The 24,518-nt window shown below is 67.3% G+C and carries 21 protein-coding genes; 8 read left to right on the top strand and 13 right to left on the bottom strand.

The window, feature by feature from the left end:
* Positions 1 to 48 precede the first annotated feature (48 nt).
* Together AC3ITN_RS08465 and AC3ITN_RS08460 are read left to right on the top strand one after the other, a co-directional pair.
* Positions 49 to 465, top strand: a complete 417-nt coding sequence (locus AC3ITN_RS08465; RefSeq protein WP_489392650.1) for a c-type cytochrome — start codon at positions 49 to 51, stop codon at positions 463 to 465.
* A 9-nt stretch (positions 466 to 474) separates the two neighbouring features.
* Positions 475 to 936, top strand: a complete 462-nt coding sequence (locus AC3ITN_RS08460) for a c-type cytochrome (RefSeq protein WP_489392649.1) — start codon at positions 475 to 477, stop codon at positions 934 to 936.
* A gap of 235 nt (positions 937 to 1,171) precedes the next feature.
* On the opposite strand, the gene AC3ITN_RS08455 is transcribed toward AC3ITN_RS08460, so the two are convergent.
* Together AC3ITN_RS08455 and AC3ITN_RS08450 are read right to left on the bottom strand one after the other, a co-directional pair.
* The gene (locus AC3ITN_RS08455) at positions 1,172 to 3,067 is read right to left on the bottom strand and encodes an ATP-binding cassette domain-containing protein (protein WP_313342540.1); all 1,896 of its coding nucleotides are present in this window, start codon (positions 3,065 to 3,067) and stop codon (positions 1,172 to 1,174) included.
* A gap of 36 nt (positions 3,068 to 3,103) precedes the next feature.
* A complete protein-coding gene (locus AC3ITN_RS08450; RefSeq protein WP_489392648.1) occupies positions 3,104 to 4,006 on the bottom strand; it encodes a LysR substrate-binding domain-containing protein in 903 nt (300 codons plus the stop codon).
* Positions 4,007 to 4,116: 110 nt separating this feature from the next.
* Here AC3ITN_RS08450 and AC3ITN_RS08445 point away from each other — a divergent pair, with 110 nt between their 5' ends.
* Together AC3ITN_RS08445 and dbpA are read left to right on the top strand one after the other, a co-directional pair.
* Complete coding sequence (locus AC3ITN_RS08445; protein ID WP_489392896.1) at positions 4,117 to 5,187, top strand: YeiH family protein; 1,071 nt, start codon at positions 4,117 to 4,119, stop codon at positions 5,185 to 5,187.
* A gap of 57 nt (positions 5,188 to 5,244) precedes the next feature.
* Positions 5,245 to 6,621, top strand: coding sequence for an ATP-dependent RNA helicase DbpA (gene dbpA, locus AC3ITN_RS08440; RefSeq protein WP_489392647.1), 1,377 nt, complete (start codon positions 5,245 to 5,247; stop codon positions 6,619 to 6,621).
* Between the two features lie 94 nt (positions 6,622 to 6,715).
* Here the strand turns inward: dbpA and AC3ITN_RS08435 are convergent, their stop codons facing one another.
* The 5 genes from AC3ITN_RS08435 to AC3ITN_RS08415 all read right to left on the bottom strand — a co-directional run bounded on the left by AC3ITN_RS08435 (position 6,716) and on the right by AC3ITN_RS08415 (position 11,274).
* Positions 6,716 to 7,252 (bottom strand): adenine phosphoribosyltransferase, encoded by a 537-nt coding sequence (locus AC3ITN_RS08435; RefSeq protein WP_489392646.1) that lies wholly within the window; start codon positions 7,250 to 7,252, stop codon positions 6,716 to 6,718.
* Between the two features lie 64 nt (positions 7,253 to 7,316).
* On the bottom strand, positions 7,317 to 8,882 hold the full coding sequence (locus AC3ITN_RS08430; protein WP_489392645.1) for a protein adenylyltransferase SelO: 1,566 nt from the start codon (positions 8,880 to 8,882) through the stop codon (positions 7,317 to 7,319).
* Positions 8,883 to 8,919: 37 nt separating this feature from the next.
* The gene (locus AC3ITN_RS08425; protein WP_489392644.1) at positions 8,920 to 9,612 is read right to left on the bottom strand and encodes a glutathione S-transferase family protein; all 693 of its coding nucleotides are present in this window, start codon (positions 9,610 to 9,612) and stop codon (positions 8,920 to 8,922) included.
* A gap of 146 nt (positions 9,613 to 9,758) precedes the next feature.
* On the bottom strand, positions 9,759 to 9,968 hold the full coding sequence (locus tag AC3ITN_RS08420) for a cold-shock protein (protein ID WP_068851222.1): 210 nt from the start codon (positions 9,966 to 9,968) through the stop codon (positions 9,759 to 9,761).
* Between the two features lie 412 nt (positions 9,969 to 10,380).
* Positions 10,381 to 11,274 (bottom strand): pseudouridine synthase, encoded by an 894-nt coding sequence (locus tag AC3ITN_RS08415; RefSeq protein WP_489392643.1) that lies wholly within the window; start codon positions 11,272 to 11,274, stop codon positions 10,381 to 10,383.
* 42 nt (positions 11,275 to 11,316) lie between these two features.
* On the opposite strand from AC3ITN_RS08415, the gene AC3ITN_RS08410 reads away from it, so the two are divergent.
* The 3 genes from AC3ITN_RS08410 (at position 11,317) to AC3ITN_RS08400 (ending at position 15,220) form a co-directional block, all read left to right on the top strand.
* Complete coding sequence (locus tag AC3ITN_RS08410; protein WP_313342522.1) at positions 11,317 to 11,868, top strand: YaeQ family protein; 552 nt, start codon at positions 11,317 to 11,319, stop codon at positions 11,866 to 11,868.
* A 10-nt stretch (positions 11,869 to 11,878) separates the two neighbouring features.
* Entirely contained in the window at positions 11,879 to 13,063 is a 1,185-nt protein-coding gene (locus AC3ITN_RS08405; RefSeq protein ID WP_489392642.1) for a BaiN/RdsA family NAD(P)/FAD-dependent oxidoreductase, read from the top strand.
* A gap of 90 nt (positions 13,064 to 13,153) precedes the next feature.
* Entirely contained in the window at positions 13,154 to 15,220 is a 2,067-nt protein-coding gene (locus tag AC3ITN_RS08400; protein WP_313342516.1) for a GGDEF/EAL domain-containing response regulator, read from the top strand.
* Positions 15,221 to 15,619: 399 nt separating this feature from the next.
* On the opposite strand, the gene fabV is transcribed toward AC3ITN_RS08400, so the two are convergent.
* The 6 genes from fabV to queA all read right to left on the bottom strand — a co-directional run bounded on the left by fabV (position 15,620) and on the right by queA (position 22,786).
* Entirely contained in the window at positions 15,620 to 16,876 is a 1,257-nt protein-coding gene (fabV, locus tag AC3ITN_RS08395; protein ID WP_489392641.1) for an enoyl-ACP reductase FabV, read from the bottom strand.
* A 241-nt stretch (positions 16,877 to 17,117) separates the two neighbouring features.
* Positions 17,118 to 18,098, bottom strand: coding sequence for a protein translocase subunit SecF (gene secF / locus AC3ITN_RS08390; protein WP_313342510.1), 981 nt, complete (start codon positions 18,096 to 18,098; stop codon positions 17,118 to 17,120).
* Between the two features lie 16 nt (positions 18,099 to 18,114).
* A complete protein-coding gene (gene secD, locus AC3ITN_RS08385) occupies positions 18,115 to 19,971 on the bottom strand; it encodes a protein translocase subunit SecD (protein ID WP_313342507.1) in 1,857 nt (618 codons plus the stop codon).
* Positions 19,972 to 20,032: 61 nt separating this feature from the next.
* Positions 20,033 to 20,377 (bottom strand): preprotein translocase subunit YajC, encoded by a 345-nt coding sequence (gene yajC / locus AC3ITN_RS08380; RefSeq protein WP_313342504.1) that lies wholly within the window; start codon positions 20,375 to 20,377, stop codon positions 20,033 to 20,035.
* A 152-nt stretch (positions 20,378 to 20,529) separates the two neighbouring features.
* Complete coding sequence (tgt, locus tag AC3ITN_RS08375; RefSeq protein WP_313342502.1) at positions 20,530 to 21,660, bottom strand: tRNA guanosine(34) transglycosylase Tgt; 1,131 nt, start codon at positions 21,658 to 21,660, stop codon at positions 20,530 to 20,532.
* A 58-nt stretch (positions 21,661 to 21,718) separates the two neighbouring features.
* Positions 21,719 to 22,786, bottom strand: a complete 1,068-nt coding sequence (queA, locus tag AC3ITN_RS08370) for a tRNA preQ1(34) S-adenosylmethionine ribosyltransferase-isomerase QueA (protein ID WP_489392640.1) — start codon at positions 22,784 to 22,786, stop codon at positions 21,719 to 21,721.
* Between the two features lie 212 nt (positions 22,787 to 22,998).
* Between queA and AC3ITN_RS08365 the strand changes: the two genes are divergently transcribed.
* Complete coding sequence (locus AC3ITN_RS08365; RefSeq protein ID WP_489392639.1) at positions 22,999 to 24,495, top strand: aminotransferase class III-fold pyridoxal phosphate-dependent enzyme; 1,497 nt, start codon at positions 22,999 to 23,001, stop codon at positions 24,493 to 24,495.
* Positions 24,496 to 24,518: the final 23 nt, after the last annotated feature.

Genomic DNA, 24,518 nt, shown 5'->3' with positions numbered 1-24,518 from the left:
CGTACCCCACGCCGGAACGACCAGAACCCGTATATCGGAAACGACATCATGCGCCCGCAGCCGCTCGCCGCTTGTCTCGCTCTGGCCGTCCTCCTGCCCCTCGGGGCCGCCGCACAGGCCGCATCAGCTCCAGCCGTACCTGCTCCAGCCGTACCTGCTCCAGCTGCACCCGCCGCACCTGCAGTTGCCCCGGCAGCCTCCCCGGCCGCCCTTGTCGGACAGTTCGACAATGGCCGGACCCTGGCCTATACCTGCCAGGGGTGTCACGGTATTACCGGGTACAAGAACGCCTATCCCAGTTACCGGGTGCCCAAGATCGGTGGGCAGACCCAGCAGTACCTCAGCCAGGCGCTGAGCGAGTACCGCCAGGGCAAGCGCCGGCATCCCACGATGCAGGCGCAGTCCATGAGTTTCAGCGAACAGGAGATCGCCGATCTCGCTGTTTACCTGTCCACCGTCAAATAAGCACCGCTCATGACGAAAGCCGCGCCGTTCAAGCGTCACGCCATCGCCCTGTCCGTTGCCCTGCTGCTGGCTGCCTGTTCGCAGTCGCAGGTGGAAAACAGCGCAGATTCCGCCGCCGACCCGGGCCACGCCAGTGGCGAGCACGGTTCAGGCTCTTCCGCCGGTCTCCCGACCGGACGCATCGCCGCCGGTGAGGCCCGCGCCCAGGTCAAGGGCAAGGCCACCGGGCAAAGCTGCATCGACTGCCACGGGGCGGACGGCAACAAGCCGATCGACCCGACCTACCCCAAACTGGGCGGGCAGTATGGCGATTACCTGGCCCATGCCCTGCAGGCGTACCGCGCCGGTGATCGCCAGCATCCGCTGATGACGCCGCAGGCGACGGACCTGAGCGACCAGGACATTGCCGACCTGGCCGCGTATTTCGGCTCAAGACCGAGCCAGTTGCGGGATCTGCACGGGGTCAAATAACTCGGTGTGGGCCATGCGTGATCCCACGCGCTACGTGGGACACGCATGGCGTGTCGCTACGTGGATACGCATGGCGTGTCGCTACGCGAAAAACGCCATCGTCCTGCGCACGTAGCGGTTCGTAGTGACACGCCATGCGTGTCCACCGCGCGCAGCGCGGCACAACCATCCGAAGGCATTCCAACGCCGACCCCAATAATGGGGCCGACGTTCAAAACATCCGAAGCCAGAAAAATCAGGCGTCCAGCTCTTCCCAGCGCTTGTACGCGGCATCCAGTTCGGCCTGCACCGCACCCAGCTTCTGGGTGTGCGCCGCCATGTCCGGGGCGCTGCGCTGATAGAACGCCGGGTCGTTCATCGCGGCGGTCAGGCCCTCGACGTCCTTCTCCAGCGTTTCGATCTTCAGCGGCAACTGCTCCAGCTCGCGCGCGTCCTTGTAGCTGAGCTTGCGCTTGGGGGCGGCCGGCTCGGCCGGTGCCGCCGTCGCCACCGCTGCCTGCGTCGCCGGCCGGGAGACGGCCACCGGTGCAGCCGCCGCCGCCGCGGCCATGCGCGCCGCCTGGCGCTGCCAGTCGGTGTAACCGCCCACGTACTCGCCGACCACGCCGTCGCCTTCCATCACCATCGTGGAGGTCACCACGTTGTCGAGGAAGTCACGGTCATGGCTGACCAGCAGCAGCGTGCCGGTGTAGTCGCCGAGCAGCTCTTCGAGCAGTTCCAGCGTTTCCACATCCAGATCGTTGGTCGGTTCGTCCATCACCAGCAGGTTGGACGGCTGCGCGAACAGCTTGGCCAGCAGCAGCCGGTTGCGCTCACCGCCGGACAGGCGGGTGATCGGCGCACGGGCGCGTTCCGGGGTGAACAGGAAGTCCTGCAGGTAGGCATGCACGTGCTTGCGCTTGCCGTTGACCTCGAGGAAATCACGGCCTTCGGCGACGTTCTCGATCGCGGTCCAATCCTCGCGCAGTACCGAGCGGTACTGGTCGAAGTACGCGATCTGCAGGTTGGTGCCGGCACGCACTTCGCCGCTGTCCGGGGCGAGGTCGCCCAGCAGCAGCTTGAGCAGCGTGGTCTTGCCGCTGCCATTGGGACCAATCAGACCGATGCGGTCGCCGCGCAGGATGGTGGTGCTGAAGTCCTTGACCATCACCCGCTCGCCGAACGCGAAGGAGATGTCCTTGACGTCGATGACCTTCTTGCCGGAGTTCTGCCCCTGCGAGGCTTCCATGCGGACGTTGCCGCCCAGCTCGCGGCGCTGGGTACGCTCGTCGCGCATCGCCTTGAGGCGGCGCACACGGCCTTCGTCACGGGTGCGCCGGGCCTTGATGCCCTGGCGGATCCACACTTCTTCCTGCGCCAGCAGTTTGTCGAACCGCGCGTTTTCCTGTGCCTGCGCGTTCAGGCGTTCTTCGCGGCGGCGCTCGTAGTTGGCCCAGTCGCCCGGCCAGCTGGTGACCTGGCCGCGATCGATTTCGACGATCCGGGTGGCCAGCGCGCGCAGGAAGCGACGGTCATGGGTGACGAACACCACGCTGCCGTTCCAGTTCTTCAGGAACATTTCCAGCCAGTCGATGGCCTCGATGTCCAGGTGGTTGGTCGGCTCGTCGAGCAGCAGCAGGTCCGGCGCGGACACCAGCGCGCGACCCAGCAGCACCCGGCGCTTCATGCCGCCGGACAGGCGCGCGAATTCCGCCTCGCCATCCAGGTCCAGCTTGGTCAGCGTCTCGCTGACGCGCTGGTCCAGGCCCCAGCCGTTGGCGGCGTCGATCTTGGCCTGCACAGCCGACAACGCATCGCCGTCGAACTCCTCGGCCACGCTCAGGTGATGGAACTCGGCGAGCCAGTGGCCCAGTTCGCCCAGGCCTTCGGCGACGACGTCGAAGACGCTGCCGGCGGCACCGTGCGGCACCTCCTGCTCCAGCCGGGTGATGCGCACCCCCTGCTGCACGCGCACTTCTCCGTCGTCGGGCTTGTGGTCGCCGGACAACAGCTTGAGCAGGGTGGATTTGCCGGCGCCGTTGCGGCCGATCAGGGCGATGCGTTCGCCCGGCTCGATCGACAGTTCGGCTTTTTCCAGCAACAACGGGCCGCCGACGCTGAAGTCGACGCTTTGCAGAGTAATCAGAGGCATCCGACCATTGTACGGGCTGACGCTGCGTGGCGTCGCTCAGGCGGACGCGAAAACTCCCGGCGGCAGCGCCAGCAATTCAGCCAGCGCCGGGGGGACCCGCTTGCCGGGGTGGCGCACCATCCACAACTGGCGCGACAGCGGCGGCAGCGGCGTGTCCAGGATCCGCAGGCTGCCCAGCGCGACCAGGTCGGCCACCGCCAGCCGTGACAGGCAGGCGATGCCCAGGCCGGCGGCCGCGGCCTGTTTGATGGCTTCGGTGCTGCCCAGCTGCATCGACCGTGCGAAGTGGTGCAGGTGTGGCAGCAGGCCCTGCTCGACCGCCTCGCGGGTGCCCGAGCCCGGTTCGCGCAGCAGCCAGCGCGCCGCGGCCAGGGCCGGCACGTCCACGCGGGACGGCAGGTCCGCAGCCGCGGCCGCCACGATGACCAGTTGATCGCGCTGCCACGGAAGCACCTGCAGTCCGCTGGCGTGGCAGGGGCCCTCGATCAGGCCCAGGTCCACCTCCAACCGCTGTACCTCGGCCACCACGTCGGCACTGTTGCCGACCCGCAGGTCCACCTGGGCCTCGGGTTGGCGGGCGAGCAACGCGGCAACGCGTCCAGGCAGCAGATAGTTGCCGATCGTGGTGCTGGCGCCGATCCGCAGGTGCAGCGGCAACGTGTCGGCGGCGCCAGCCTGCCCCACGCCGGCCGAGCGCTCCAGCGCCTGCGCCGCCACCAGCAGCGCGCGCGCCGGGTCGAGCAGGGCGCGGCCGGCCGCATTGAGCACCAGGCCACGGCCGATCCGGTCGAACACCGGGAACGGCAGCTGGCCCTCAAGCTCGTTCAGGGCGGCGCTGACGGCCGACTGGGACAGGCCGATACGCGCCCCCGCCGCGGTCGTGGTCCCGGCATCGGCGACGGCGACAAGGACCTGCCATTGGCGAAGTGAGAGGCGCATCGAATAACCAACCTGTTTTTGCTGGTTTGTACTACTGATTTTATCCGTTTTACAGGTAGTTCATCCGGCACGCACGCTCACCTCTCCCCTGCCGGAGCAGCGCCGTGAATGTGCCCCTTGCCACTGATCCTTTCCCCGCCCTGCTGCAGCGCTGGCGGGGCCGCGCCACCGGGCTGCTGCTGGTCGCGGCGCTGGCCGCTGGCGCGCTGGTGCTGGCCGCCCTGCCCTGGCCCCAGGCGCATGGCCTCAGCGCGCTGACCCTGGCCATCGTGCTGGGCATCGCGGTCGGCAACACCGTGTACCCGCGCATCGCGAACCCGACTGCGCCGGGCGTGGCCTTCTGCAAGCACTGGCTGCTGCGCGCCGGCATCGTGCTGTATGGGCTGCGGCTGACCTTCCAGGACATCGGCCAGGTCGGGATGGCGGGCGTGGCCATCGACGCGCTGGTGCTCACCAGCACGTTCGCGCTGGCCTGGTGGGCCGGGACCCGCGTGCTCGGGATGGACCGCGAGGCTGCCCTCCTCATCGGCGCCGGCAGTGCCATCTGCGGGGCGGCGGCGGTGATGGCCGCCGAGCCGGTGGTGCGCGCGCGGCCGGCGCAGGTCACGGTGGCCGTATCGACCGTGGTGGTGTTCGGCACGGTCGCGATGGTGCTGTACCCGGCTTTGTACCAGCTCAACCTGGCCGTGGGCGCACTCTCCTTCAGCGAGCAGTTGTATGGCGTGTTCACCGGCTCGACCGTCCATGAAGTGGCCCAGGTGGTGGCCGCCGGTGGCGCGGTCAGCGCGGCCGCCGCCGACACGGCGGTGATCACCAAGATGGTGCGGGTGATGATGCTGGCGCCGTTCCTGGTGGGGTTGTCGCTGCTGCTGGCCCGTCAGCGCCCCACCGCACGTGACGGTGGAAACCACAGGGTCGTGGTGCCGTGGTTCGCGTTCGGCTTCGTGGCCGTGGCGGCGGTGAATTCGCTGCAGGTCCTGCCCCCGGTACTGGTCACGGCGGCGCTGCAGGTGGACACCGTGCTGCTGGCGATGGCCATGGCCGCGCTCGGCCTCACCACCCAGGTGCGCGCGTTGCGCCAGGCCGGGCTGAAACCGCTGCTGCTTGCCCTGCTGTTGTTTGCCTGGCTGCTGGTCGTCGGGCTGGCCATCAACCTGGGCGTGCACGCCCTTCTCCGGTAGGCCACGACCGTTGGTCGTGGCGGCGGCGCCGGACCGGCGCACCGGGTAGAATGCGGCATGAACGAATTCTCCGAACTGCCCCTGTCGGCCTCGCTGGCGGCGGGCATCGACGCGCTGGGCTATACCCAGATGACTCCCGTGCAGGCGCAGAGCCTGCCGGCCATCCTTGAGCGCCGCGACCTGATCGCACAGGCCCCCACCGGCAGCGGCAAGACCGCCGCCTTCGGCCTGGGCCTGCTGCAGGCGCTGGACCCGTCGGTGATCCGCGCCCAGGCGCTGGTGCTGTGCCCGACCCGTGAGCTGGCCGACCAGGTCGGCAAGCAGATCCGCAAACTGGCCACCGGCATCCCCAACCTGAAGCTGGTGGTGCTGACCGGCGGCATGCCGCTGGGCCCGCAGCTGGCGTCACTGGAAGCCCACGACCCGCATGTGGTCGTCGGCACCCCGGGGCGAATCCAGGAACTGGGCCGCAAGCGCGTCCTGAAGCTGGGGGGCGTGACCACCCTGGTGCTCGACGAAGCCGACCGCATGCTCGACATGGGCTTCGAGGAGCCGATCCGTGAGATCGCCGGGCGGACCAGCAAGGACCGCCAGACGCTGCTGTTCTCGGCCACCTATCCCGACGAGATCCGCGAGATCGCGCGCGTGCTGCTGCGCGACCCGGTCGAGGTAACCGTGGAAGGCGCCGACCACGCGCCGGCGATCCGCCACCTGTTCTGCGAGGTTGACCTGGCCAGCAAGCAGAAGGCACTGGCCGGGCTGCTGCTCAAGTACAACCCGGAGTCGACGGTGGTGTTCTGCAACACCCGCCGCGATGTGGATGACGTGGCCGTTTCACTGCAGCAGTTCGGGTTCTCCGCGCTGCCGCTGCACGGTGAAATGGAACAGCGCGACCGCGACGAGGTGCTGGTGCGCTTCGCCAACCGCAGCTGCAACGTGCTGGTGGCCAGCGACGTGGCCGCGCGCGGTCTGGACGTGCAGGACCTGGCGGCCGTGATCAACTACGAGCTGCCGACCGATATCGAAACCTACGAACACCGCGTCGGTCGTACCGGCCGTGCCGGTGCCACCGGCCTGGCCATCAGCCTGGTGACCAGCCGCGAACGCAACCGCGCCGACGCGCTTGAAGCGGCGCAGGGCAAGCCGCTGGATTGGCAGAAAACCCCGCTGGCCACCGCACGCCCGGCCGTGCTGCCGCAGGCGGCGATGGAGACGCTGCGCATCGATGGCGGCAAGACCGACAAGCTGCGTCCTGGCGATATCCTGGGCGCGCTGACCGGCGACGCGGGTCTCTCGGCCAAGGTGATCGGCAAGATCGACATCTATGCCACGCGCTCCTATGTGGCCATCGCCCGCGACCATGTCGGCAAGGCGATCGCACGGCTGGAAGCCGGCAAGATCAAGGGCCGACGCTTCCGCGTGCGCCAGATGTAATGGCAGGCCCGGTACCGCGTGGACACGCATGGCGTGTCCCTACGCGATGCCGGGCCACAACCACGCAGGGACACGCCATGCGTGTCCAGCAGGATCAATACACCAGATTCGCCAGCAGCGGCACGTCGCTGCTCCAGCGCTCGCGGCCACCCAGGCCGGCCAGCTCGACCAGCACCGCCGCACCGATCACCTCGACCTGCAACTGCCGCGCCAGTGACAGGGCGGCCAGCAACGTGCCGCCGGTGGCCAGCACGTCGTCCACGACCAGCACCCGTGCGCCGGGCGGCAACGCATCGGCATGCACTTCAATGCTGTCGGTGCGGTACTCCAGCGTGTAGTCCTGGCGCAGCACCTTGCCGGGCAACTTGCCCGGCTTGCGTACCGGCACGAAGCCCACGCCCAGCACCCGCGCCATCGCCGCGCCCAGGATGAAGCCGCGCGATTCGATGCCCATGACCGCGTGCAGGCGCGCATCGCGCCACGGCGCGACCATGGCGTCGATCGCCGCAGCGAAATCATCGCCGTCGGCCAGCAGCGGCATGATGTCCTTGAACAGGATGCCCGGCTTGGGGAAATCGGCGATGTCGCGGAGGCGACCTGCCCAGGCGGGCGTGGCGGAAGCGTCGGTCATGGAAAGCGGCAACCAAAGGGGTGGCATAGGGTAACCCGGCCCCGCATGGACCGCGCCATCGCGCTCAGGAACTGCAGGACAGCATCGAACAGCCGGCCTTGTCCCGGGCCCATTCCGGTCGCTTGCCGGCGTAGTGTTCACGGCCCGGCTGCCTGTCGTAGGGGTGGCGCAGCACCTCCTGCAGCGCATGCACGCCGCTGAGGTCACCCTGTTCAGCCTGCTCGATGGCCTCCTGGGCCAGCCAGTTGCGCAGCACGTACAGCGGATTTGCCGCCGCCATCCGTTGCTGGCGCGCCGCCGCGTCCAGCGCATCGCTGCGCAGCCGCGCCGCGTACTGCTGCAACCACGCCTGCACCGCCGGCAGCACTTCGCTGCGGCGCTCCATGCTGTAGAAGGCGTCCTCCAGCACGGCCGGGTCAGGTGCCTGCGGATCGAACCGCATCAGGCCGCGGAACGCGAGCGTCATGTCCATCTCGCCGTCCTGCAGGATCTGCAGCCACGCGGCCATCATCGCCACGTCGTCATCGCGGCACGCTGCCAGGCCGAACTTGGCGGCAATGTCCTCGCGCTCGCGCTGTGCATGCACCGCCTGGAAACGGGCCAGCCCCGCGTGCAGCGGCGCCACGTCGTCGAACAGCGGCGACAGCGCCTGCGCCAGCCGGGTGAGATTCCAATAGGCCACCTGCGGCTGCGTGCCGAAGCGGTAGCGCCGCCCCTGCGCGTCGGTGGTGTTGGGGGTCCAATCCGGATCGTAGTCGTCCACCCAGCCGTACGGACCGTAGTCGATGGTCAGGCCGAGGATCGACAGGTTGTCGGTATTCATCACGCCATGCACGAAGCCCACCCGCATCCAATGCGCGACCAGCACCGCCGTGCGTTCGCAGACCTGCGCGAACCACGCCGAATAGCGGTCTGCCCCCGCATCGGCAAGTGCCGGGAAGTCGCGCGCGATGCAGAAATCAACCAGTTTCCGCAGCAGGTCGACATCGCCACGCGAGGCCGGCAGCTCGAAACTGCCGAAGCGCAGGAACGACGGTGCCACCCGGCATACCACCGCGCCGGGTTCCGGCTCCGGGTGACCGTCATAGAACATGTCGCGCACCACTGCCTCGCCGGTAGCGACCAGGCTGAGCGCGCGCGTGGTCGGCACGCCCAGGTGGTACATGGCTTCGCTGCACAGGAATTCGCGGATCGACGAACGCAGCACCGCACGGCCATCGGCACCGCGCGAATAAGGCGTGCGCCCTGCCCCCTTCAACTGCAGTTCCCAGCGCGCACCGTCCGGGGCAAGCAGCTCGCCCAGCGAAATGGCGCGGCCATCGCCGAGCTGACCGGCCCAGTGCCCGAACTGATGGCCGCCGTAGTTGGCCGCCCACGGCTGCATGCCGGCATACAGGGCATTGCCGCCGAACACGCGCGGGAAGTCGGCGCTGTCCAGCAGGTCCTGGCCGAGGCCCAACTGCGCCGCCAGCGCCGGCGAATACGCCAGCAACGTCGGGTTGGCCACCGGCGTGGGCATCACCGACGACCAGGCCGCGCCGCGCACCTCGCGGACGCGTGGCCCGTCTTCTTCATCGCCGGGAAGTTCCCGCAGGAAACGGTTGTCGAAACGCAGCGGCTCTGTACTCATGGCATCGACATGGGGGCAGCGACGGGCGCGTGCAAGCTCAGGCCGCGCCTGCGCCCAGGTTGAGCGGGCCGCCGCGCTCGATGGCACGCTGGTACGCCGGCCGCTGCTCGATGCGCTGCAGGAAGGCCTGCAGCTTCGGGTAGCGCTCCATGCTGCCGGCGCGCGAAGCGGCCGCCTGGACCGGGAAGCTCATCTGGATGTCGGCCGCGGTGAAGCGCTCACCGGCGAACCACGGCGAGGCGCCCAGTTCGCGCTCCATCCAGTCCAGGTGCAGCTTCAGCTGCGGCCCGACGAAGGTCTTCATTACCTTGTCGACGATGCCGCGGGCGATCGGCTTGGCGAAGAACGGCATCGGCGCCTTGCGCACCCGCGCGAACACCAGGCTCATCAGCAGCGGCGGCATCGCCGAGCCTTCGGCGTAGTGCATCCAGTAGCGGTAACGGACCCGCTCGTCGGCCTGCGCCGGCAACGGCTCGGGCGACAGCTGGCGGGCGCTGTCGTAGCGGTCGGCCAGGTATTCCAGGATCGCGCCGGATTCGGCCAGCACCAGTGCGTCGTCCTGCAGGACTGGCGACTTGCCCAGCGGATGGATCGCGCGCAGCGCCGGCGGCGCCAGCCAGGTGGTCGGATCCCGCTGGTAGTTGACCAGCTGGTACGGCAGGTTCAGCTCCTCCAGCATCCACAGCACGCGCTGCGAACGGGAGTGGTCCAGATGGTGCACCTTGATCATCGACGGTTCCGGGGAAGGCAAACCCCCATCCTAACCGCCGCCGTGAACGGGCGCGTCATCGCCCTGCAGCCACTGCAACGCCCAAAAAAAAACGCCGGAAGCTTGCGCTTCCGGCGTTTCTGGCAACCTTACGGTTGCAGGGGCAATTAAGCCGCCTGCACCTGGTCAGCCTGCATGCCCTTCTGGCCCTGCACGGCGACGAAGGTCACTTTCTGGCCTTCCTGCAGCGACTTGAAGCCGGTGCCCTGGATGGCACGGAAGTGCACGAACAGGTCCGGGCCGCTTTCCGGGGTGATGAAGCCGAAGCCCTTGGCATCGTTGAACCACTTGACGGTGCCGCTCTGACGATCAGACATGTACTAACTCCTGAAACAAAAGTTGAAATAATCGCGACAACCGGTTTTCCGGTGCCGAGACTGAGTTGCAGGCGTTGGTAAAGCGGATCGATGAGCGGATCGTGAGATCAACTGCACCAGGCCACGATTCACGGTGACCCTAGCAAACACAGTGTGGGGGACGATACGCTTCTTTTACCGAAAAAGCGATAGCTGCGTTATTCAGCCACCGGCCCCCTCCCGCCTGACAGGACAAGGGATTGGCGCATCCTACACGAAATCCGCTGCCCCATTCATGTTTTTCCAGCCTTAATTTCAGCCAAATGATGGGCGGCCATGACCTGAGGAAGACTGGACCGGTGGCCGATATGGTCGTACAGCCAGACGCCTCTCGCGGGCGGGGTCGACCTTCCCAGCCACGCAGGGCGTGGCTCTACGGGACGCGCAGGGTCAGCTGGCTGGTGAAATGCCTTGGCTGGCGGGTCAACGGATCGTCGAACGAAAGCGCCTGGGCCAGCAGTTGCAGGGGCAGATCTGCAGCCGCCTCGCCCGCCGCGCGCAGCTGCGGATACAGGTTGTCCCCCAGGATCGGGGCGCCCAGCGCGGCCATGTGAACGCGCAGCTGGTGCTTGCGCCCGGTCTCCGGATGCAGGCGATAGCGCCAGTGCCCGCCCTCGCCATCGATCACTTCGATCCGGGTGCGCGCGTTGGGCTCGCCCGGCGCCTCGGCCATCCGGAAGAACGGCTCGCCCGGCACCATCCGGCTGTGCCGCTCCCGCGGGAAGGTCAGTCCGGGCAGCGCGCCGGCCAGCGCTTCATAGGTCTTCACGATGCGGCGCTCACGAAACAGCCGTTGGTAGGCGTCACGCGTCGCAGCGCGGGTCGAGAACAGCACCAGCCCCGCCGTGAGCCGATCCAACCGGTGCAGGGGCACCAGCGCGGGATTGCCGGTGCGGGCCACCAGCCGCGCCAACAGCGTCTCGCGCACGTAGCTGCCGGCAGGCGTCACCGGCAGGAAGTGCGGCTTGTCGGCCACCAGCAGGTCTGCGTCCTGGAACAGGATCGATTCCTGCACCGGGATCACCGGCTCGTCCACCACCTCGCGGAAATAGAGGATCTCCAGCCCCACCCGCCAAGGGTGCTGGGGCGCCAGCGCCCTGCCCTGCGCGTCCTGGACCCGCCCGCGCGCGAAGCGGTCCAGCCACTGCGCGCGCGCGATGCGCGGAAACCGCGCGCACAGCCCGTCCAGCAGGCTGGGCCAGTCGCCGGGCGGCAACTGCAGGCGGCTGGCAGGTACGCCGGGCAGGATGGAATCGGACGGGGTCATGGCCCAAGCATTATCATGGCGCTCTTTGTTTACGGTACCCCCATGGCCCTCACCGCCACCATCCGCAAGGCCGAGCTGCAGATCAGCGACATGGATCGCGGTTACTACGCGACCCACAACCTGACCCTGGCCCAGCACCCGTCCGAGAATGACGATCGCCTCATGGTGCGGCTGCTGGCCTTTGCCCTGAATGCCGACGACCGGCTGGAGTTCGGCCGCGGCCTGAGCGTGGACGACGAGCCGGACCTGTGGCGCCGCGATTACACCGGGGACATCGAGCTGTGGATCGAGCTGGGCCAGCCGGACGAATCGCGCCTGCGCAAGGCCGCGGGCCGCGCACGCGCCGTGCAGCTGGTCATGTACGGCGGCAACGCCTCCGAGATCTGGTGGAAGCGCAACAGTTCGGCATTGAACAAGCTCTCGGCGCTTGACGTCATGGAGCTGCCGGGCGAGTTCGTCAGCGAGTGGGCCGCCCAGATCGAGCGCACCATGCGCTGGGACGTGATGATCCAGGATGGCGAAGTGCGGTTGATCTCGGACAAGGCAGAGCTGAGCGTCACCCCGACCTGGCGCAAGCAGAAGCCACAGGCGTGAGCCCCGCGCGATGAGTACGATCCGCTGTGATGTGCTGGTGATCGGTGCCGGCGCGGCCGGGCTGATGTGCGCGCTGACGGCCGGTCAGCGCGGGCGCATCGTGCAGGTCATCGACCATGCCAACAAGGTGGGCAAGAAGATCCTGATGTCCGGCGGGGGCCGCTGCAACTTCACCAACACCGGCACCACGCCCGCCAACTTCCTGTCGTCCAACCCGCACTTCTGCAAGTCGGCACTGGCGCGCTACACGCCATGGGACTTCATCGGCATGGTGGAGCGGCATGGCATCGCCTTCCACGAGAAGGAGCTGGGCCAGCTGTTCTGTGATGTGTCGTCCAAGCAGATCGTGCGCATGCTGGTGGACGAGTGCACCGCGGCCGGGGTCAACATCCGTACCGACTGTGCGGTGGAGCGTGTCGAGCGCGGGACCGACGGCTTCCATGTGCAGACCGCGCAGGGCCGCTTCCATGCCGCCTCGCTGGTGGTCGCCACGGGCGGCCTGTCCATTCCGAGCCTGGGCGCCACCGGCTTCGGCTACGAGCTGGCGCGGCAGTTCGGCCATACGCTGCTGCCGACCCGGGCCGGGCTGGTGCCGTTGACCCTCAGTGGCACGCACCAGGAGCGCTTCCATGAGCTGAGCGGGGTCGCGCTGCCGGTGGCGGCGCGCTGCAACGACATGGAATTCCGCAACTCGATGCTGATCACCCATCGGGGCATCAGTGGCCCGGCGATCCTGCAGATCTCCTCGTTCTGGCAGCCCGGCGACGCGCTGCACCTGGACCTGCTGCCCGGCCAGGATGCCGAGGCCTGGCTGCGCGCGATGAAGCGCGACCGGGGCGCGGCCGAACTGCGCACGGTGCTGTCCGAGGTGCTGCCACGACGCTTGGCCGTGCGCCTGTGCGAGCATTGGCTGCCCGACCGCCCGGTGCGCCAGATCGATGAGCGCGAGCTGCTCAAGGCCGCCGCACTGCTGCAGGACTTCCCTCTGGTCGCCAGCGGCACCGAGGGGTACCGTACCGCAGAGGTCACGCTGGGCGGGGTGGACACCCGCAAGGTGTCGTCCAGCACGTTCGAATCGCAGCTGGTGCCGGGCCTGCATTTCATCGGCGAAGTGCTCGACGTCACCGGCTGGTTGGGCGGATACAACTTCCAGTGGGCCTGGGCCAGTGGCCATGCCGCCGGCCAGGTGGTGTAACCGCCCTCACAATCTGTGATCGGCGGCCATCGCCGGCATGGACGTAGTCACACGCATCGTGTATCAAGTTTGCAGTCTGGGGAGTAGTGAATGCAGAACGCGAATGACATCACCGTCCGCCTGTTGATCGTGGATGACAGCGGCGAGAATGCCGAAACCATCGTCAGCATGCTGCGCAACAGCGGCATTGCCGTGCGCCCGGCGCGCCCGCAGAACGGCGAAGAGCTGGCGCAGATCATCGGCAGCCAGCCGATCGACCTGGTCCTGGCCGCCCCCGCGCAGAGCATTCCGCTGCTCCTGGTCACCCAGCAGATCGCGGCCAGCGGCAAGGACATTCCGATGATCCTGCTGGCCGAGACCATCAACGAATCCGAATGGGTGGAAGCCGGTGCCAACGGCATCCGTGCGGTCGCCCTGCGCCATCGCCCCGAGCACCTGCTGGCGGTGGTCCGCAACGAGTGGACCGACCTGCATGCCCGCCGCGGCCTGCGTCGGATCGAGGCGCAGATGCGCGAGACCGAGCGCCGCTGTGATGCGCTGATCTCCTCCTCGCGCGACCCGATCGCCTACGTCCACGAAGGCATGCACATCCGTGCGAACGAGGCCTACCTGGAAATGTTCGGGTTTGAAGCGTTCGACGACGTGGAAGGCATTTCGTTGCTGGACATGGTCGCGCCGCAGCACGTGGACGGCTTCAAGCAGCTGCTCAAGTCGTTGAGCAAGGGTGAGGCGCCACCGCCGCAGTACCAGGTGGACGCGCGCAACCAGGACGGCGCGGTGTTCGCCGCGACCATGGAATTCACGCCGGCCACCTACGAGGGCGAGAGCTGCCTGCAGGTGGTGTTCCGCCGCCGGATGGAGTTCGACCCGGAGCTGGCGCGCGAGGTCGAGGACCTGCGCCAGCGCGACCAGGTGACCGGCCTGCTCAACCGCCCGACCTTCATGCTGCATGTGGAGCAGGCCGTGGCCCAGGCCGGTCGCAGCGAGGGCCGCTTCGGCCTGCTGCTGGTCGAACCGGACCATTACGCACGGCTGCTGCCGGACATCGGGCTGGACTCGGCCGATGCGCTGATCGCTGCCCTCGCCCGGGTGCTGGCGGCTGCCGTCGGCGACGGGGTGCAGGTGGCCCGCTTCAACGAGCACAGTTTCGCGGTGCTGACCGAGGGCGCGTTTGCCCAGACCGAGGCGTTGGCCGATCAGATCCGCGATGCGTTTGCCGGCCAGGTGTTCAGCATCGGCGAGCGCTCCGCCACGGTGACGGTCAGCATCGGTGGCGTGCAGGTCGGTGAGAAGATCGCCAGCATCGGACAGGTCCTGGCACGCGCGACCGAATGCCAGCAGGCGGCCTCCGAGCTGGGCAACACGAGCCGCATCTTCGACCCGGCCGCGATCGACCGCGTGGAGGAAGAGCGCATCCAGCGCTGGGTGGCGCGCATCAACGAGGCGCTGTCCGGCGACGGTTTCCAGCTCTACTACCAGCCGGTCCTCAATCTGGGCGGCGAGCCGCTGGAGTTGTACGAGGCCTTCCTGCGTCTGGACAACAATGGCGAACTGGTCAGCCCCACCGCGTTCCTGGGGATCGCCGAGGAACACGGGCTGCTGGCGGACATCAACCGGTGGGTGGTGAAGCACGCCATCGGCGTGCTGGGCGAGCGCGAGCGAGCCGGTCACGCGACGCACATGATGGTCAAGATCACGCCGGAGTCGTTCAACGACCCGCAGATGGTGGCCACGATCCGTCGCGAACTGCAGGCACAGGGCGTGCCGGGCGAGCGGCTGTGGCTCCATGCGCCGGAAGCCAAGGTGTTTACGCACCTGCGCAATGCACAGCAGTTCCTGGCCGACGTGGTGCCCCTGGGCTGCCGGATCGGCCTGGAGCAGTTCGGTTCGGGCCTGGATTCGTTCCAGCTGCTGGCGCACTTCCAGCCGCAGTTCCTCAAGCTGGACCGCGACTTCACCAGCGATTTCGCCCGCACCCGCGAGAACAGCGAGAAGATCAAGGAAATCACCACGCGCGCGCAGGAAGCCAACATCCGCACGATCGCCGAGTTCGTGGCCGACAACGGTTCGATGAGCCTGTTGTTCAGCGCGGGCGTCGATTACGTGCAGGGCGAGTTCGTGGGCCCGGCGGGCCCGGTGATGAACTTCGATTTCTGATTAAGCTCATGCCTGCAGATGTCACTGCTTTGGGCCGGCGGCGGTGGGTTTGCGGGACACGCCGTGAATACGTCCATGTAGGCTTGTAGAAAACATCCATGTTTTCTACAGTCCCGCAAACCCACCCCCGCCGACCCTTTGACGGTTGGCTGGTGGCCGGAGGCGAGCAACGTCAAATGCAGTTTCGTTTTTGGTTCATGCGTTTCCGTGCCGATCGGCACGGTCGGCGGTTGTTCTGGAACCAACCCTACCGCCCTCCACCGGCATACCGTCGTAGAGACACGCCATGCGTGTCTGCTCTTTTTGTACGCACGCGATAACCCAAAAAAATGCCGCCCATCGGGCGGCATTTTTCATGGATTGCCGGTAGATGCCGACCGTGGGTCGGCATGCCGTCGATCAGGTCATATCAACCAGGTTCGGAATGGCCACATCGGTGGGCACGTCCGCTTCGTAGTCCACGCCTTCCACGCCGAAGCCGAACAGGCGCAGGAAGTCGGCCTTGTAGCCGGCCAGGTCGCTGATCTCGTACAGGTTCTCGTTGGTCACCTGCGGCCACAGCGCGACGACCTCGCCCTGTACCTCCGGCGCCATTTCCTTGTAATCCGCGCGCAGGCGACCGGCTTCGTCGACCAGTTCAACGGTGCGGCCATCGGCCAGCAGCTGGTGGCGCAGACGCTCGGTAGCGGTGCCCGTGTCCTTGCCGCCGTAAAGGATGTCGTACAGCGTGTCGAGCTGCTCGATGCAGCCCTCGTGCGTGCCCTTTTCCTTCATCACCTTGAACAGCAACGACAGGTACAGCGGCATGGTCGGAATGGCCGAGCTGGCCTGTGTCACCACGGCCTTGAGTACCGACACGCGCGCATCGCCGCCGATCGGGGCCAGCTTCGCGCGGATGCCCTGCACCTTCTCGTCCAGGTCCTTCTTGGCCGCACCGATCGAACCGTTCCAGTAGATGGCCTGCGTGATTTCCTCACCCACGTAGGTGAAGGCCGTGGTGGTCGCGCCGTCGGCCAGCACACCGGCCTCCAGCAGCGCATCGATCCACATCTGCCAGTCTTCGCCGCCCATGACCGCGACCGTGCCGGCGATTTCTTCCGGCGTCGCCGGTTCGATCGTCGTCTGCGTGATCACTTCCTTGTCGGTGTCCAGGCCGCGCAGCGTGATCGGCGCGCCGATCGGCTTCAGCGTCGAGTTGATCACTTCACCGGTCCTGGGGTGCTTGCGGCGCGGCGCGGCCAGGCTGTACACCACCTGGTCGACCTGGCCCAGGTCCTCGCGGATCAGCGCGATGACCTTGGCCTTGACCTCGTCGGAGAACGCATCACCATTCACGCTCTTGGCGTACAGGCCGGCCTGCTCGGCATACCTGTGGAACGCCGCGGAGTTGTACCAGCCGGCAGTGCCCGGCTTGGTCTCGGTGCCCGGACGCTCGAAGAACACGCCCAGCGTGGCGGCGCCGCTGCCGAACGCGGCCGTGATGCGCGCGGCCAGGCCATAACCGGTGGAGGCGCCGAGCACCAGCACGCGCTTGGGACCGTTGTGGATCTTCGGCTGTGCCTGGATGTAGTCGATCTGCTGCTTGACCGCAGCGTCACAGCCGACCGGATGGGTGGTGACGCAGATGAAGCCGCGCACACGCGGTTTGATGACCATGTAGACCTCGATGGGAACAGACGCAGGCCTGGCCTGCGTATTGAAAGGGGGGATGCGCGCCATCGAAACGGCTGCGCGGAACGCATGGGATCGTAGTGCGCGCGGCGGCGCAGCACAACCGACGGGTGGGTACGGTAGTGCCACGCCCTGCGTGGCAACGCGGTAAACCCAGCCGGCAAAAGAAAAGGCCGCGCAGAGCGCGGCCTTTCCAAAGCGGGCTGACGGCCAGAGGCCGGCGCCGTTACGGCCGCCGAGCCAATGCTTCGACGTCCTTGGCCTTCGGCAGCAGGTCCTGCTTGCTGACGCGCAGGAAGCCGATGGTCAGCATGGGCACGGCCACCAGGATCGACGACAGCACCACCACCACCGCACCCACCATGTGGGTCTCGGCCAGGCCTTCCATCGACGCACCGCCGTACATGTACAGCGCCAGCGCCGACAGGAAGAACATCACCGCGGTGATCACCGTACGCGACAGCGTCTGGTTGATCGAACGGTTCAGCACTTCCAGCGGTTCCACCCGCAGGCTGCGGAAGTTTTCGCGGACGCGGTCGAACACCACGATGATGTCGTTGATGGCAAAGCCCATCACCGACAGCAGACCGGCCAGCACGTTCAGGTCGAACTCGCGACCCAGCAGCGACACGTACGCCAGCGTCACCAGCAGGTCGAACAGCGCCACGATGCTGGCCGTGACCGCGAACTTCCATTCGAACCGGAAGCCGATGTAGATCAGGAAGCCGGCCAGCATGAAGATGGTGGCGTACAGGCCATTCATCGCCAGGTCCTTGCCGATCTGCGGACCAACGAACTCGTTGCGCAGGATCGTGGCCGGATTCTCAGTGCTGGAAATCGCCTTGAGTACGGCCGCGCCCGTGGCCTTGTCCTCGGCACTGGCTGCGCCGGTGCCAGGCGCGTGTTCGCCGTGCGGGGCCAGGCGGATCAGCACGTCGGTGTTGCCACCGAAGCTCTGCACCTGGGTGCCCTCGAAGCCGGTGGCTTCCAGGCGGGAACGGACCTGCTCGACGTCCACCGGGCGTTCGAAGCGGGCTTCGATCAGGGTGCCGCCGGTGAAGTCCAGCGCGAAGGTGAAGCCCTTGAAGGCAACGATGCCGACGGAGGCCAGGAACAACGCGATGGTGACGGCCATTGCAACATGGCGCCAACGCATGAAGTCGATCTTGGTGTCGTTCGGGAGGATATGCAGCGGAAACAGTTTCATTGTGCGTGTCGTCCCGTCAGATGGCCACGTTCTGGAGCTTCTTGCGGCGGCCGTAGATCAGCGTCGCCAACGCGCGCGATACGGTGATCGCCGTGAACATCGAGGCGAAGATGCCGATGATCATCGTCAGGGCGAAGCCCTTCAGTGGACCCGTGCCGAAGGCAAACAGGGCCACGCCGACGATGAGACCGGTCAGGTTGGCGTCGAGGATGGTGCCGCTGGCACGCTCGTAACCGGTCACGATGGCCGTCTTGCCCGGCACCCCCGCACGCAGTTCTTCGCGGATGCGCTCGTTGATCAGCACGTTGGCGTCCACCGACAGGCCGACCGACAGCGCCAGACCGGCGAAGCCAGGCAGGGTCATCGTGGCACCGAACAGCGACATCACCGCCACCACGATCAGCAGGTTGAACAGCATCGCGGCCGAGGTGATCAGGCCGAACATGCGGTAGTACACGGTGAAGAAGATCAGCGTGAACATGAACGCGTAGATGACCGCGGTGATGCCGCGCTCGACGTTCTCGGCACCCAGGCTGGGGCCGACCACGCGCTCTTCGACGAAGTCCATCGGTGCGGCCAGCGAGCCGGACTTCAGCAGCTTGGCCAGGTCTTCGGCTTCCTTCTTCTCCAGACCGGTGGTCTGGAACTGCTTGCCGAACACGCCGTTGATGTTGGCCACCGAGATCACTTCCTCGTTGACGCGGAAGCTGCGCACTTCCTTGCCATCCACCTCGGTCACGGTCGGCACACGCTCGGTGTAGACCACGGCCATCGGCTTGTTCACGTTGGCACTGGTGAAGTCGAACATGCGCTGGCCGCCGACGCTGTTCAGCGTGACGCTGACCGACGGGGTGCCGGTAGTGGCATCGGTGACGGCCTGGGCGGCCACCATCTGGTCACCGGTGACGATCACCCGCTTGTTCAGCAGGATCGGCCCGCCCTGGTCGCGGCGCTGGTACACCTTGGCTTCCGGCGGAATGCGGCCCGAGGCGATCGCGTCCTGCGCGTTGCCTTCCACCACGGCACGGTATTCCAGCGTGGCGGTGGCGCCGATCATGCGCTTGGCTTCGGCGGTGTCCTGCACGCCCGGCAGCTGCACGACCACGCGGTCGGCACCCTGGCGCTGGATGATCGGTTCGGCCACGCCCAGCTGGTTTACACGGTTGCGCAGCGTGTTGATGTTCTGCTCGATCGCACCGTTGGTGATCTGGCTCAGCTCCGATTCCGGCACCGTCACTGTGATGCGCTTGCCGACCACGTCATAGCCCAGCGTCGGCTGTGCCTTGGCCAGCGCCACGCGGGCACGCTCCACGGCGGCATCGTCAGTGGACGGGCTCAGCGACGCCACGATGGAATTGTCCGGACGGCGTTCGACCGACTGGAACGGCACGCGCGACTCGCGCAGCGTACCGCGCACGTCTTCGGCGTAGGCGTCCATGCGCTTGTCGACCGCGGCCTTCTGGTCCACCTGCAGCACGAAGTGCACGCCGCCCTGCAGGTCAAGGCCCAGCACCATCGGGCGCCCACCCAGCCTGGACAGCCAGTCCGGCACGGTCGAGGCCAGGTTCAGGGCCACGGTGTAGTTTTCGCCCACGCTGTCGCGCAGCTTCTCGCTGGCGGCCGCCTGCGTCTGCAGGTCGGTCAGGCGCACGATCAGGCTGTCACCCTCCACCTCCGCGCCGACGGTGCTGATGCCGGCCTGCTTGAGGTCGGCCAGCACGCGATCGCGCAGGGCGTTGTCGACCTGCCCGCCACGGTTGGCGGTGATCTGCACGGCGGGGTCTTTCTGGTAGATGTTGGGCAGCGCATACAGGGTGCTGAGCGCCAGTACGATCAGGATGACGACGTACTTCCAGCGTGGAAATTCAAGCATTGCCAGGTTCCTGCGCGGCGCCAGTCCCGGCGCCGCGGTTGTGCATCGGAAAGGGAACGGCTCAGTTGGCCGACTTGAGGGTGCCGGTCGGCAGCACGTTGCCCACGGCGCCCTTCTGCACGCGGATGTTCACGTTGTCGGCCACTTCGATGGTGATGAAGTTGTCGCCGATGGCCTTGACCACGCCGGCGATGCCGCCATTGGTCAGCACTTCGTCGCCGATCTTGATCTTCTCCAGCATCGCCTTGTGTTCCTTCTGGCGCTTCATCTGGGGGCGGATCATCAGGAAGTACATGATCGCGATCAGGATGATCGGGAACAGCAGCGTGGTCAGGCCGAAGCCCTGCGGCTGGCCGCCAGCGGCCTGGGCGTGTGCGGCGGGGATCAGGAAGGCGAGCAGGTTCATGGTGTGTCCTTGGGTTGGGAGGCGCCCGGCCCTTGTGGGGCTGGATGTCGCCGCGAAACAGTGGTCAGCCGCGAAGTATGCCACGGCCCCGGGACTTCGTCCTTGGGCCGTTCGGCACGGTCGGCGCGCCGGATCCGGGGTCGGGCCGTGCGTTACAGCGACGGCGTGGCCATGCCCCGGGCCGTGTAGAACGACTCGCGGAAGGCCGTAAAGGTTCCCGCCGCGATGGCCGCACGCATGTCGGCCATCAGTTTCTCGTAGTAATACAGGTTGTGGATGGTGCCCAGCATCGGCGCCAGCATTTCATTGCAGCGGTCCAGGTGGCGCAGGTACGAGCGGGTGTAGCCGCTGGTGCAGGCATGGCAGCCGCAGCCCGGCTCGATGGTGTCCATGTCGCGCTCGTAGCGCGCGTTGCGGATGCGAACGGTGCCGAACGAGGTGAAATAGTGGCCGTTGCGGGCATTGCGGGTGGGCATCACGCAGTCGAACATGTCCACCCCGCGCGCGACGCCTTCGACCAGGTCTTCCGGGCGCCCCACCCCCATCAGGTAGCGCGGGCGGTCGGCCGGCAGGATCGGATGCATGTGGTCGAGCATGGCGTTGCGCTCGTGCTCGGGCTCACCCACGGCCAGGCCGCCGATGGCATAGCCGTCGAAGCCGATCTGCTGCAGGCCCTCGGCCGAGCGGCTGCGCAGGTCGTGATGGACCCCGCCCTGGACGATGCCGAACAGCGCCGCATCGTTGCCCAGCGCATCGTGCGCGTTGCGGCTGCGCTGCGCCCAGCGCAGGCTCAGTTCCATCGAGGTGCGCGCCACCGGCTCGGTGGCCGGGTACGGGGTGCACTCGTCGAAGATCATCACGACGTCCGAATCGAGCACCTTCTGGATCTTCATGCTCTCTTCCGGCCCGAGGAACACGCGGGCGCCGTCGGTCGGCGAGGCGAAGGTGACGCCCTGTTCGGTGATCTTGCGGCGGTGGGCCAGCGAGAACACCTGGAAACCGCCCGAATCGGTGAGGATCGGGCCACTCCAGCGCGCGAAGCCGTGCAGCCCGCCATGGTCGGCGATCACGTCCAGGCCCGGGCGCAGATAGAGGTGGAAGGTGTTGCCCAGGATGATCTCCGCGCCCAGCGCACGGATCTGCTCCGGCAGGATGCCCTTGACCGACCCATAGGTGCCCACCGGCATGAACGCCGGGGTTTCCACGGTTCCGCGCGGGAAGGTCAGGCGGCCGCGGCGGGCGCGCCCGTCGGTGGTCTGGAGCTGGAACTGGAGTCGGGACATGGAACGGTCATTCGGGCAAATAATTGCCTATTGTCGCCGAAAATGACCGTGCCCGCCTTCAATCCGCCTGCGGGAACAGCAGCATGGCGTCGCCGTAGCTGAAGAACCGGTATTTTTCCTCGATCGCGGCCTGGTAGGCCTCGAAGACGCGGGCCTGGCCGGCAAAGGCCGAGATCATCATCAGCAGCGTGCTCTCGGGCAGGTGGAAGTTGGTGATCATCGCGTCCACGCTGCGGATCCGGTACCCGGGCGTGATGAAGATCTGGGTTTCCCCTGCGTACGGCAGCAGCTCGCCCTCACGCATGGCGCTTTCCAGCGCGCGCACCACGGTAGTGCCCACGCCGATCACCCGGCCGCCGGCGGCGCGCGTGCGGCGCACCTGCTGGACCAGCTCGGCACCCACGTTGAGCCATTCGCGGTGCATCACGTGGTCCTTCAGGTCGTCGGCCCGGACCGGCTGGAAGGTGCCCGCCCCCACGTGCAGGGTCACGTGGCCGACGTCCACGCCCTGCGCCTGCAGCGTCGCCAGCAGGGCCTCATCGAAATGCAGGCCGGCGGTAGGTGCGGCCACGGCACCGACTTCACGCGCGAACACGGTCTGGTAGCGCTCGCGGTCGTCAACGCCCGGCTCGCGCTGGATGTACGGCGGCAAGGGCAGCCGGCCGGCGTGCAGCAGCCACTGCTCCAATGCCTCGGGCACATGGAAGCGCAGCACGTAGAACTCGCCGTCACGGCCCAGCACCTCGACCTCGCCGCCGGCATCCAGCGCGATCCGGCTGCCCGGCTTGGGCGACTTGCTGGCCCCCACCTGGGCCCGGGCCTGCTGGCCGCCGAGCAGGCGCTCGATCAGGATCTCGACCCGGCCGCCGCTGGCCTTCTGCCCGAACAACCGCGCCGGAATGACCCGGGTGTCGTTGAACACCAGCAGGTCGCCGGCGTTCAGCAGCCCCGGCAGGTCGCGCACCTGGCGGTGTTCGAAGGGCGCCGGCGCCTGCGGCACCAGCATCAGGCGGCTGGCCGAACGCTCGGCGAGCGGGGCCTGGGCGATCAGTTCAGCAGGCAGGTCGTAATGGAAATCGGACTTCTTCAAGGGAGCGCACGGCAACAGGTCGACAATGTCGCGCATTGTACGACTGGCCCTCGGTGGCCATGCGAGTGACAGCAAACGTCGCGCAAAATGCTGCTATGCAACAGTTTTCGCCGGGGTTATCGCGCGAAAAACCGCGTGCTAGCATCGAACCGGAAGTCTGATGCACGAGCAGGAATGCCCGAAGCGCGCGCGAATAGACGCGCGTTTTGCTTTTCCGCCGTGCCGCCAATCGTGTCAGGAGATCTGCAATGAGCTTCATCGAACGCCTCGCCCCCCTGCGCGCCCAGCCCGGCACCCGTCTCACCGCCGGCCTGGATGACGCGACCCTCGACCGCCTGGCCGCCGGCCACCCGCAGCTGGTTGCCGCGGTGGAGGCTGCCGCCGCCGAATTCGAGCGCGTCCGCGCCGATCTGGCGGCCCTTCTGCCGCTGGATGAGCGTGCCCAGATCGAGGCCATGCAGGACGGTTTCGTCAATTTCTATGCCGATGACGCGGTGACCCCGTACGTCGCCCTCGCCGCCCGCGGCGCGTGGGTGGTCACGCTCAAGGGTGCGGTGCTGTACGACGCCGGTGGCTACGGCATGCTCGGCTTCGGGCACACCCCGGCGCCGGTGCTCGAGGCGATGTCCGCCCCGCAGGTGATGGCCAACGTGATGACCCCGAACCTGTCCCAGCAGCGCTTCATCCAGGCGCTGCGGCGCGAGATCGGGCACCGCCGTGGCGGCTGCCCGTACAGCCACTTCATGTGCCTGAACTCCGGTTCCGAAGCGGTCGGCCTGGCCGCGCGCATCGCCGACGTGAATGCCAAGCTGCAGACCGACCCCGGTGCCCGCCATGCCGGCGCCCGGATCAAGCGCGTGGTGGTCAAGGGCAGCTTCCACGGCCGCACCGACCGCCCGGGGCTGTACTCCGATTCCAGCCGCAAGACCTACATGCAGCACCTGGCCAGCTATCGCGGCGAGGATACCGTCATCGCCATCGCGCCCTACGACGAGGACGCGCTGAAGCGGGTGTTCGCCGAGGCCGAGCAGAACCACTGGTTCATCGAAGCGGTGTTCCTGGAGCCGGTGATGGGCGAAGGCGACCCCGGCCGCTCGGTGCCGCCGTCGTTCTACGCGCTGGCCCGCGAGCTCACCCGCCAGCACGGCAGCCTGCTGCTGCTGGATTCCATCCAGGCCGGCCTGCGCGCGCATGGCGTGCTGTCGATCGTGGACTACCCGGGCTTCGAAGGCCTGGACGTGCCGGACATGGAGACCTACTCCAAGGCCCTGAACGCGGCGCAGTTCCCGCTCTCGGTCCTGGCGGTCACCGAACACGCGGCGCAGCTGTACCGCAAGGGCATCTACGGCAACACGATGACGTCCAATCCGCGCGCACTGGACGTGGCCTGCGCCACGCTGTCGCTGCTGACCCCGGACGTGCGCGACAACATCCGCGTCCGCGGCGAAGAAGCGGTGCGCAAGCTCGAACAGCTCAAGGCGGAGCTGGGCGGGCTGATCACCAAGGTCCAGGGCACCGGCCTGCTGTTCTCCTGCGAGCTGGCGCCCCAGTTCAAGTGCTATGGCACCCATTCCACCGAGGAATGGCTGCGCAACCATGGCATCAATGTCATCCACGGCGGCGAGAATTCGCTGCGGTTCACCCCGCACTTCGGCATGGACAGCGAGGAGCTGGACCTGCTGGTGGGCCTGGTGGGCCGTGCGCTGAAGGAAGGACCGCGCAGGGAACAATCGGAAGCCGCCTGACGTCTCCGGATCTTCCTGCGCAC

Source organism: Stenotrophomonas sp. KH_036_B, from assembly GCF_057839485.1.
Note: the sequence above shows the minus strand (reverse complement) of the source record. Positions and strands in the feature narration are given on the sequence as shown.